Genomic DNA, 10,981 nt, shown 5'->3' with positions numbered 1-10,981 from the left:
CGTCTGCAGCGTGCCCCGCAGCACCCCTCTGCCGCAGGCTTCCATGGCTGCCATCATACGCTTGACCGTTGCCTCCGAAAACTACCTCAAACTCTCTTAACAGACTGCCATTCATTCAGACTCATGTTCATCTGCTCTGGGTATAAGATCTATTTTCTCTGCTCCCTCTGCCTCTCCGCCCCTTTGCGGCAAAACCGAAAGTTTCCACGGCTTGCAAAGCTCATGAACCAGAGTGCCTCCACCCGCGCCATTCCAGAAATCAGTTTTGGAAAATGCGATACAAATCTCCGGCCATTCCTTTGCCAAAAACCAGCGCCCCCATTCCCGAATGGCCCCCGCCGTTACACTCCGTTCCACCATCTAGCAGCCTTGGTTCAGGTGCTCTGCGGTGCGTTGATGGGTTCCGTACCTCCTCAGCCAGGCGAAGGAGGCGCTTCATGTTTTCGCAATGCGATCATAAAGCCCAGCGGATGGGAAGAGGAAATCCAAGGGCCTGATACTCGGGTAGGGTCCCTTTTTCTTGAATACCTTCCGGTCGGCAGCGTCGAATTCAACAGTGAACAATCCATATGACTATGAAAACAAAACTCATCCTCCTTCTGTCAGCGGTCATTACTCTGGGATCGCTTAGCTCGTGCGTAGCGCCGTATGGCGCTGGCTATGGCTACGGTAATAATTACTACCGCTCAGGGTACGTTGGCTCCGGTCTCTACACCAATTATTACAGCCGGCCCGGCTATGCCTACAGCGGCTATCGTTCGCCTTACCATAACCGTCCCGGCTTCACCGGATACCGCCCAACTGTCGGATATCGCCCCCATGTCGGCGGTTACCGTGGCGGTGGCTTCACGCGCGTCGGTGGGTTTAGCCATCCAGGTGGCTTCCATGGTCATCACCGTTAATCCGCGCACTCGAACTCGCGAACTGCGCCCTGTTTGATGCCCCACTTTGCAGGGCCCGGAACTTGAGCCGGCTCCTGTTTCGAGTTTTGATGCCTGCCTGCATCGCTCCAGTCAACTTATGAAAACAACCTTCCTTGCACTCTTCGCTGCCATCCTGACGATGAGTCCCTTAAGTTCATGCGTGGGTCCCCATGGCCAACCCACGTCTAACAACAGGCACTCCCATCCGCATCAAGGGTACAATCATCACCACCGCAGCGGCAGTCTCGGTGGCTACCGCGGCGGCGGTGCGGGGGGCGGTTTTGGCGGCAACTTTGGCGGCTTTTAATCGGGCCCGCCAGCCCCTCACCTTCCGTTGACTGAGGGGCTCGCAAGCTCACTCCACTTCCTGCTTCGCCAACGTATGGGCGAAGGGGCTGGTGGAGGCGAGATTGTACTGACGGATGGCGGTGGCCCAGAAGGGTGCCATTTCATTGTTAGCGGCGCTCCAGATGCGATAGTGCAGATTGGTGACCGTGTCCGTGTCGTGCATCAGCGCCTTCAATTCCTGCGCATTGAGCGTCTGCGGCCCCTGCGTGATCAGACGGTGACTGATCTCATTGAGGTAGGTGGATGACACCTCAATGGTGCGGCGGCGGCGCAGCAGACTGACGTGCAGACCGTTCACATACGGATCTAGGCAGACCTGCATAAGGCCATAGAACCGCTCCAATTCGGGGGAGAGCTGAATGCGGTCTTTAATTTCCTCCAGATTCTGCTGCATGTTTTTCAACACCGTGGGTGGTTCATGCTCCTCCGGCGTGAGAAACAGGCCCAGCCGCCGTCCGCTGCGCCCGCTGGACACCATGGCCGCGACGAGGATGGAGACGATCAACGAGAACAGAATAGGGCTGATCCAGATGAGAAATTTGAACGAGACAAACCAGCCCAGCACCGCCCAGGCGATGCCCATCAGGGTCACGCTGAGGAAGGTGAAGAGAATCTCGCTCCAGTTCAGGCCGCCGTCGGTCTTCCGGCGCTGGGTGACCCAGCTCACGCTTTTGCCGATGATCGTATAGACCACGAAGCGCGAATGGAAAATCATGAGCACCGGTGCCATGAGCGTGAAGACCACCGTGTCGAGCAGGCTGCTGATAAACGTCAGCAGGCGCAGCTTCAGCGGCTTGAACATCCGGCCCGTGATGACTTCATCCAGCAGGATGACCGTCTTCGGCAGGAAGATGAGCATGGCAGTGACTGCCAGCAGAATGTGCTCGGCCAAAATGGCCTGCGGCTCCTTATGCGGCGTGGGCGTTGCCGCCAGAAAGGTGGCCAGCGCCAGGAAGAGGAACCACAGCAGCGAACTGACGTAGCTCAGGATGCCGTGCAGGAAATTGATCCGGCTCATCGGATGCCAGCCTTTGGCAAACAGCAGCCAGAGGTGCTGCATGTTGCCCTGGCACCAGCGGCGGTCGCGCTTGAGCATGTCCACCAGCGTGGGCGGGCCTTCTTCATAGCTGCCACGCGTGGTGGGCAGCAGCCGCACAGCGTAGCCTGCTTTGCGCATGAGCGCAGCTTCCACGAAGTCATGGCTGAGGATGTGCCCGCCGAAGGGCGCATTCGCAGGCAGCGGCGGCAGCGCGCAGTGCTCAATAAACGGCGCGAGGCGCAGAATGGCATTGTGCCCCCAGAAATTCGCCTCGCCGCACTGCCAGTAGTCCAGCCCCGCCATGAAGGGCGGCCCGTACAGCGCCTGCGCATACTGCATCACGCGGCCCAGCAGCGTGTCGGCGGCAATCTGCTTCGGAAACGTCTGCACGATGCCGATGGCGGGATTTTTCTCCATGATGCGCACCAGATTGGTGAGCAGTGAGCCGGACATGAGGCTGTCCGCATCCAGCACCACCATATAGCGGTAGCGCTTGCCCCAGCGGCGGCAGAAGTCGCTCACGTTGCCGCTCTTGCGGTTGATCTGCTTGCGGCGGCGGCGGTAAAAGATGCGGCCAAAGGCCTTGAGCTGGCGGCAGAGCTCCAGCCACGCTGTTTCCTCCTCGATCCACTGGCTCGCTTTGTCCGAGTCGCTCAGGATGAAAAAGTCAAAGTTGGCCGCCTGCCCCGTGGCCTCCAGCGACAGGTAGATGGAGCGCAGCCCCTCATACACCCGCGTCACGTCTTCATTGAACACCGGCATGATGATCGCCGTGCTGGCCGTGATCGGCTGCTCGTAATCGTCTGCATTGAGCGAGAGCCACAGGCTGAGTGAGTCCGGCGTGGGCCGGTTCATCAGCCACACGCCGAAGAGCGCCGTCCAGAAGCCGACATTGAGCTGGTAGTACAGCGGGGTGAACACCAGCAGCAGCCCCCACTCGGAAAGGCGCATGCCGTTTTCCGAAAGGAAGATGTAGGACAGCCAGGCACCGACGATGGTGCCGAGGCCGACGAGAGAGAAAAACGTGGCACGTCGCGTGCGCGAGATGTGCTTGGGCGGCATCCCCGCGGTCATCGCGATGTTCGCGGTCTGGCTGCCAATGGGTGCGCTCATCCGAAGAGGGAGTAAAGGTAGCCCAGCACACTGCCGATGATGACGATCAGCACGGAGTAGCGCAGGATGGGATGACGACCGAGGCGGTCAAAGGTGTCATCCGCCACGTCAGTGAACATGCCGAGATCAATGTCACGCGGAGTCATCTTGCTCACCTGCATGCCGGGGCCGGAGGTACGAATGGCGGAACGCATGGCCTCGGCCATGTCATCCGGCATGTTTTGTTCATCGAGGAAGAACTGCGGCCAGCGCGTGGGTCCGCCGGCGAGGTGGAAGCCCAGACGGCCCGTGGCTTCGAGCTGCGCTTCGTTGAGATTGAGATCGCTGTAAATGGAGCCAAGCCACTCCCGCAGCATGAAGCGGGCCTGCTCAATGGAGTGCGCCGTGGGCGTGCGGGTAGTGTCCACCGCATGCGCCTTGGCCGCGTTGCGCAGGGTTTCGAGAATGAGCTGCGTACGACGGATGCGGTTATGAAGCTGGTACGATCGAAAGTAATCGGCGAGGCGTGCATACGCCTCGTTCCATTCTTCCTCGGTGCCAGTCGCGGGGGCAAACTGAATGTTAACTGCTTCCATGGGGGTTCTAATCCGAACCGCTAGGAGAATGCGCAGAATTGATGCGGTGAAAAGGGATTCCTCGCCTTCACCATTTTTACAGCATCGAACTATTTCAAGCTGTGTTGCTCATCAGGCGATGATCTCATTGATCAATCTGCCGCCGTTGACGATGTCCACGGGGCGGACGTTCTCGACGAGGATGCGCTTGCTGGCGTTGATGCCGAGCAGGCGGTACATGGTGCGTGCGAGGTCTTCGGGACCGACGGGGTTTTCATCCGGCTCACCACCCAGGGCGTCGGACTTGCCATAGACAAAGCCTTTTTTCACACCGCCGCCAGCCATGGCCACGGAGAAGACGCGCGGGTAGTGGTCACGACCGTTGGTGCTGTTGATGCGCGGCGTGCGGCCAAACTCGGAGCTGACGAGCACCAGCGTGGTGTCGAGCATGCCGCGTTCATCGAGGTCTTTGATCAGACGAGCGAAGGCAACATCAAACTGCGGAGCCTGGCTTTCAAAGGCACCCTTGATGTTGGAGTGGTGATCCCAGCTACCGTAATTGACGGACACCATCCGCACCCCGGCTTCGACAAGTCGGCGGGAGAGCAGGAAGCGCTGACCGGCAGCGTTGCGGCCATACTCATCGCGAAGCTTGTCGGGCTCGGCACTGAGATTGAAGGCTTCGCGCGCTTTTTCTGAACTGACAAGCTTGTAGGCGGCCTGATAGAAATTGTCCATGGCGCTGAGGCCGTCCGATTTCTCGTGGGTGCGGAAGTGCTCGTCCACGGCGGAAAGCAGATTGCGGCGGCGGTCAAAGCGCTTGGCGTCGATCTCCTTCGGCGCGGCGAGATCGCGCACGGTGAAGCCTTTGTCCGCGGGATCGCTCCCGAGCGCAAACGGACCGTAGGCGCTGCTCATGTACCCGCTGCCCTGATCCGGTGCCACCATGTTGGGCACCGCCACGTAAGGCGGCAGATTGTTCCGTGGTCCCTGCTCATGCGAGATGATGGAGCCGAAGCTGGGAAACTTGATGGCCGGGCTCGGGCGATAGCCAGTGAACATGTTGTGCGTGCCGCGCTCATGCGCCGCCTCCCCATGCGTCACGGAACGGATCAGTGTGATTTTGTCGAGGATCTTGGCAATGTTCGCAAACTGCCCGCCCACGTACTCGCCCGTCACACCTTTGACTGGGCTGAAAGGCCCACGGTAATCGGGTGAAGCAAACGGCTTCGGGTCCCAAGACTCATGCTGCGCCATGCCGCCGGGCAGGTAGATGTGGATGATCGAGGTGGCGATGGGCTTGAAGCTCTCCACCGCCGGCATCGCCAGATCGGCCGCCTGCAGTTTGAGCAAGTGCGGCAAGGTGAGGCCCAGCCCCGCCATGGCCCCGACCTGTAGGAAATCACGCCGGCCTTGGGGGGTCGTGAAGAGATTGCTGTGATTGCCGGAGCAGAGGCGGTGCATTTTCATGGTGCTGATTCAGTGAAGGTTCCGCTGTATCTTACCCTGCCAAGTGCGGCCTTGTTGCGTCCGCAGACCACTCTGCCAAGCCCGGTGCAATGATGCGCAAATGATGAGGAATTATAGCGATTCGCAAAACTCATTTCCGACATGGCGGGCATGAGGAGGTCATACCACGATCCATTGGAACCAGGTCTGTTTCTCTTCGCCTCAACCAGCCCCGCCACACCTTCGCTCCGCCATCACATGACGCTCTCCCCATGAAGATGCTCACCACGAGAAAACAGACCCGGTTTCAACCCATCAGGGTATTATTTACCTCGAGCTGAAAAAGGGCCGCCGCATGGAGACTCTACCGCTTTCAAAATTTGGGAAAGTAGATCAGGAGTTGTTGGAAAAAGCTGGCGGACAGTCGCCCCTTTACTCCCACCCGCGCAGCTTCACATGCACCTGCGCCACGCGGCCCATGTAGTGGTCCATGGAGTAATCCTTCGCGGCCTTGAGCATGTGCGCCTTCGCCTTCACATCGTCGCCAATGGCCTCAAAGTAGAGACCCAAATACAAGTGCGCATAGCAGCGGTGGTTGCGCAGGCGTTCGCCATCGCCCTCCTCGGCGGCCTTCAGCACCGCCTCCTCGCTGCCCTTGCCGGCAAAGAGTTCATGCACCTGCTTCATCGGGATGCGGCTGTCTCCTTCGATGGGAATGAAGACCTTGCGCGCCTCCTCCACGCCTTCGCCTTTCGCGATGCAAAGAAAATGCCACGCCGCATTCTCCACATCATTTCCGTTCACCGTTTGATGCACTTCAAACTGCTCGCGCCCGCCTTTGTAGTCACCCGCATAATACAGCGAAAGCCCGCGCTGCCAGAGCTGCGGCTTCGACTCCGGTGCCAGCGCAATAAGCTGGTCAAACGCGGCGACAGATTCCTTCGGCTTCGCCGCGAAAAAGAGCTCCACCCCCTGCTTGAAGAGCGAGTCAGGTGAAGGCTTCGTCTCCTGAGCGGTGGCATGGGAGAGCAGGCTAAGCAGCAGCAGTGGGAGAAATCGTTTCATGGCAGCTTCAAACGTGAGTGACGGGAATCTTTGCGCAAATCATCGCATCCACGCCAGCGGTAGCGGCACGATCAGCGCGAGATCCGCCAGCACACGGTAAGCGTCCACGGAGAAGCGCCGGCGCGCGCCATGCACCAGTGCATGCAGCACCACAGCACCCAGAGCCACGCGGGCGGGGCCTTGCAGCGTGTGCTCCACCATGCCGAGCTCAATCCCCCACAGCACCGCCAGGGTGAACAGCAGCGTGCCCAGCACCAGCGGCGAATGTTTGCCGTCTTCCTTCAAACCGGCCTCCCGGCAGGTGATGCCACGCAGATTGCAGGCAAACAGCAGCGTCAGCAGCACGCACTCCAGCACCGGCTCGGTGATCGTCTCCGGCATGGCGAAAAAGCGCGTGCTCGTCGTGCAACCCATGGCAAACAGCAACGCAGCGGTCATTTCCTTCGGCAGCACATTCCCCATTCGAATGTCCAGCTGACGCAAAAAAGACAGCGCCATCACCCCCAGCACAAAGACGCTCAGCGTGAACTTCGTCCCGCTCGTAATCGGCATGCGCGAGATGAGCATGATGCCACCCAACCCCGCGCAGGAGATGAACACATCCCGCGACACACGGCTGCCCTGCGTGGACCACGAGGCAAGGTACAGCGCCACCAGCAGCGCCAGGCTCACCGCCTGCCACAGCACGCCTTCGGGAATGACATACAGCGCCATCCACCCCAGCAGCAGCATGACCAGCGGAATCACCCCCAGCAGCAGCACACGGCGGTGACGGTGGTAAAACAGACCGCTCACATCCATCCCCGCGCTGCTCGTCACCGCCAGCGTTTCCAGCGTGCGATCCAGCAAATAGATCACCCAGCAGGCCAGCCCGAGTCCCACATTCAGCAGCGGCGTGAGCCGGATGCCATGCGCCTGCGCAAGCGCCTCCTGCCACAGCACCGCCACCACCGGCACCTCCAGGCTCAGCACATGCGGCCACTGCCACCACGGCGTGCGCTGGGCGTGTGCAGGTTCGCTGGCTGGAGACAGTTCGCTCAAGACCTGCTCTTTAATTCCCCACAGGCGAAAAGGGAACACATTTGGCGATGAATTTTGAGACCAGCACCCACAGCGCCTGGAGCGCGGGCCTCCGAGCCCGCAGCACTCCGCAGAATGCCAAAGCTCCGCGTTCTCCTTCCTCACCCGCAACCTCCAGCGTTCCCCTGCGTGCGACCTGCTGCCGACTGAAATCCGCCCCATGCGCCACCGCACCATCAGCCTCCGCCCAACTTGAAACTTGAAACCTGAAACTTGTAACTCCATCCGAAGCAAGGTTGCCATGCCGTTGTCACGCGGCACCTTGCACCCTCCCCCCTCATGATTGGCGACGACTATTTCGAACTGCGTTCACGCATCGGCACAGACCTTCTGGCTCTGTCCGCAGCCCTGCGTGAATCCGGCGGCGACTCCGAGTCCGCCGCCATCCTGGACAATCTCATCGCCAGCCTCAAGGAACCCTTCGTCTTCGTCGTCGTAGGCGAGGTCAACGTCGGCAAATCCACCTTCCTCAACGCCCTCTTCGGCCAGGATTTCTCCAGCACCGGCGTCGTGCCCACCACCGGCAAGATCCTCTTCTTCCGCCATGGCGAGGAGCACAGCGTGGTGCCAGTCACCCCCACCCTGGATGAAGTTTACGCCCCCGTCGATTTCCTCCGCGACTTCCACATCGTCGACACCCCCGGCACCAACTCCGTCGAAAACGAGCACCAGCTCATCACCGAGCGCTTCGTCCCCATCGCAGATCTCGTCATCTTCGTCTTCTCCGCCATGAACCCCTGGGGCGCCTCCGCCTGGCAGTTCTTGGAAAAAGTACACCGCGAGTGGATGCGGCACGTCATCTTCGTCCTTCAGCAAAGCGATCTCCGCAGCCCCGAAGAAATCCAGGTCATCACCGACTACATGGGCCAGCTCACGCGCCAGCGCTTCGGCCGCGACTTCCCCCTCTTCGCCGTCTCCGCCAAGAAAGCCTTCCTCGCCCGCAATGCCGGCATCGAGCGCGAGCGCCTCCTCCAAGACAGCGGCTTTGACGCCCTCGAGTCCCACATCTCCTCCATCGTCCGGCACAACTCCGCCCGCCTCAACAAGCTCGCCAGCACCATGCGCCTCGCGCGCCAGATTCTCGATGACATGCGCGAGCGCCACTCGGCCAACATGCAGCAGGCCAAGCGCAAGACCACCGTGCTCCAGGAACTGCAAAGCGAGCGCGAGCTGCAAGTGGACCGCACGCTCAAGAAAATCCTCCCCGCCCTCGATGCCACCGAGCGCGACTACCACGAGTCCGTCATGCGCGTCGCCGGCCTCGCCAATGACGCCCTCACCACCCGCAAGGCCTTTCAGCGCAAAGACGCCGAAGAAAACGAAAACGGCGCACGCCCACAGAGCCTCGACCACCGCCTCTTTCAGGAGCTCCAGCACCGCACCGGCGACCGCTGGCGGCAGGTCAGCCTCGTCCTCGAAGAGGACGTTCATCAGTTCGAGCGCTTCCTCCACGCCCAAGGACGCGGCATTTTGTTTCCGCTAGACGCCGTCCTGCCCTCCCATGACTACGGCCAGGAAGAAAGCGAGCTACGCCGCCGCTTCGGCACCCATGTGGACTCCTCCCTCCGCCGCTTCGTCATCGGGCTCAAGCTCGATGAAGACATCGAGCCCGGTCTGGAACGCGCCCGCGTCACCGCCCGCTGGCTGCCCCGCCTCATTCTCCCCGTCATCATCGCCACCGCCCTCTGCGGCTGGTTGGACGATCTGGTCAGCGCCGCCATCGCCTTCGGAGCCGGCCTCCTGCTCCTCGCCGTCGTTTACCTCCTCACCCAGATCCGGCTCGCCCATTCGCGCAACGCCATCCTCGACAAGCTCGAGGAATCCTCCGTCACCCTCCGCGGCACCCTCTCCAAGCAGGTCACCGAAGACGTCACCCACAGCTTCACCAAGTTCCTCGACACCCTCAATCCCGCCCAGGCCACCGCCGCCCAGATCGAGCACGAGCAGTCCACCCAAGTCCAGCGCCTCCACCACCTCGCCGACTCCTTCAGCCTCCTCGATCAACAGATCAAAGCGCTCACGCCAGTCGGCGGAAAGTAGAGCAGGCGTTAGTTTGCGATGGTTTGCCGTTGTTGACCCTAGTTTACCAGAAGCTCCTGCAACAAGAGGTTGGGCAAGCTCACGCCCAGCACAAGGTATTGCCGCTTGCCCCCAAGCCCCTGCCGAGCGTCTCCACGCCTGCTATCCTGAAATAAGTTTCACAAAACGTCATAACGCAGATTGGATGAACGCAGAGACAAGAATCCCGATTTGAAAACTCAGCCCTCTGCGCCCGTCCAGCCTCTGCGGTTCACCTCTTCTCACGAATTCCTCCAAAGCACATCCATCAAAAAAGCACTGAATAAACCGCAGGATGAACGGTCGCCCAGATAAGAAAACTGGATTGAAATGCTTCCCTCTGCGTTCGTCATTCTCCCGAATAACTGCGGTGCAAATCTCCGGCCATTCCCGTTGCCCATCATTCCTTGGCAAAAAACCAGCGCTCCCTTTTCGCACCGACCCTCAAATCAGATCCTCCTTCCGTGTATTCCGTGGTTCAAATCTCCGGTCTCCTCTGCTCTGCGGAGCAAATCTCCGCCATTCCCGTTGCCCATCATTCCTTGGCCAAAAAACAGCGCTCCCTTTTCGCACCATCCTCAAATCAGATCCCCCTTCCGTGTATTCCGTGTATTCCGTGGTTCAAATCTCCGGTCTCCTCTGCTCTGCCAAAAACCAGCGCCCCCACTCCCGAATGGCCCCTCCGTTCCACCATCTAGCAGCCTCCCCTCCTGTTAATTCTGCCATCCTGTAAATCCTGTCCCTTCCCCCCGCCCACCCAACCACTCCCGCAATCACCCACCGCAAACCACCGTCAACTCCCCTCCCCCTCCTGTTAATTCTGCCCTCCTGTAAATCCTGTCCCTTCCCTCCGCCCACCCAACCACTCCCGCAATCACCCACCGTAAACCACAGCCAACTCCCCTCCCCCTCCTGTTAATTCTGCCATCCTGTTAATCCTGTCCATTCCCTCCGCCCACCAAATCACTCCCGCAATCACCCACCGCCCCCAACTTCCCCCTTCCCCATGACTCCCGCCGAACTCAAAACCGCCCTCATCGCCCAAGCGAGAGCCCTCGGCTTTGACGACTGCCGCATCGCCCCCGCGCAGCCCGCCGCGCACCGCGCCCTCTTTGAGCAATGGATCGCCGAAGGCAAGAACGGCGACATGGCCTGGCTCGCCCGCAACCCCGAGCGCCGCACCGACCCCGCCCTCGTCCTCCCCGGCGCCAAATCCGTCATCATCCTCGCCCTCAACTACTACCAAGGCGGCACCCCCTACCCCACCGCCCCCCCAGGAGTGGGACCATCCTGGTCCCTCAACGCTCCGCCATCTCCTCCCACCTCCGCAAGTCCCCCAGCCCCCTCCGACT

General features: G+C 60.5%; 7 protein-coding genes and 1 pseudogene. 3 read left to right on the top strand and 5 right to left on the bottom strand.

Annotated features, from left to right (window positions below):
- Nucleotides 1-575 precede the first annotated feature (575 nt).
- Nucleotides 576-902: a hypothetical protein gene (locus tag PSV43_RS24610; RefSeq protein ID WP_300203964.1), complete on the top strand. Its 327-nt coding sequence runs from the start codon at nucleotides 576-578 to the stop codon at nucleotides 900-902.
- A gap of 376 nt (nucleotides 903-1,278) precedes the next feature.
- Here PSV43_RS24610 and mdoH read toward each other — a convergent pair whose 3' ends face one another.
- From mdoH to PSV43_RS24585, 5 genes are all read right to left on the bottom strand, one after another.
- Nucleotides 1,279-3,423 carry a glucans biosynthesis glucosyltransferase MdoH gene (mdoH, locus tag PSV43_RS24605; RefSeq protein WP_300203961.1) on the bottom strand — a complete coding sequence of 715 codons (2,145 nt, stop codon included), beginning with the start codon at nucleotides 3,421-3,423 and terminating at the stop codon, nucleotides 1,279-1,281.
- The gene (locus tag PSV43_RS24600) at nucleotides 3,420-3,998 is read right to left on the bottom strand and encodes a hypothetical protein (RefSeq protein WP_300203958.1); all 579 of its coding nucleotides are present in this window, start codon (nucleotides 3,996-3,998) and stop codon (nucleotides 3,420-3,422) included. The genes mdoH and PSV43_RS24600 overlap by 4 nt, the downstream gene beginning before the upstream one ends.
- Before the next feature lie 111 nt (nucleotides 3,999-4,109).
- Complete coding sequence (locus PSV43_RS24595) at nucleotides 4,110-5,447, bottom strand: DUF1501 domain-containing protein (RefSeq protein WP_300203955.1); 1,338 nt, start codon at nucleotides 5,445-5,447, stop codon at nucleotides 4,110-4,112.
- A 411-nt stretch (nucleotides 5,448-5,858) separates the two neighbouring features.
- Nucleotides 5,859-6,491 carry a tetratricopeptide repeat protein gene (locus PSV43_RS24590; RefSeq protein ID WP_300203952.1) on the bottom strand — a complete coding sequence of 211 codons (633 nt, stop codon included), beginning with the start codon at nucleotides 6,489-6,491 and terminating at the stop codon, nucleotides 5,859-5,861.
- A gap of 39 nt (nucleotides 6,492-6,530) precedes the next feature.
- Nucleotides 6,531-7,532, bottom strand: a complete 1,002-nt coding sequence (locus PSV43_RS24585) for a hypothetical protein (RefSeq protein WP_300203950.1) — start codon at nucleotides 7,530-7,532, stop codon at nucleotides 6,531-6,533.
- Between the two features lie 318 nt (nucleotides 7,533-7,850).
- On the opposite strand from PSV43_RS24585, the gene PSV43_RS24580 reads away from it, so the two are divergent.
- Nucleotides 7,851-9,611 carry a dynamin family protein gene (locus PSV43_RS24580; RefSeq protein WP_300203947.1) on the top strand — a complete coding sequence of 587 codons (1,761 nt, stop codon included), beginning with the start codon at nucleotides 7,851-7,853 and terminating at the stop codon, nucleotides 9,609-9,611.
- A 1,024-nt stretch (nucleotides 9,612-10,635) separates the two neighbouring features.
- Nucleotides 10,636-10,981 (top strand): annotated as a pseudogene (locus tag PSV43_RS24575) (hypothetical protein); the annotation flags it as partial.

The sequence above is a fragment of the Prosthecobacter sp. genome, assembly GCF_029946185.1.
Lineage (GTDB): Bacteria > Verrucomicrobiota > Verrucomicrobiia > Verrucomicrobiales > Verrucomicrobiaceae > Prosthecobacter.
The sequence above is the reverse complement of the archived record's forward strand: the minus strand, read 5'-3'. Positions and strand labels throughout refer to the sequence as shown.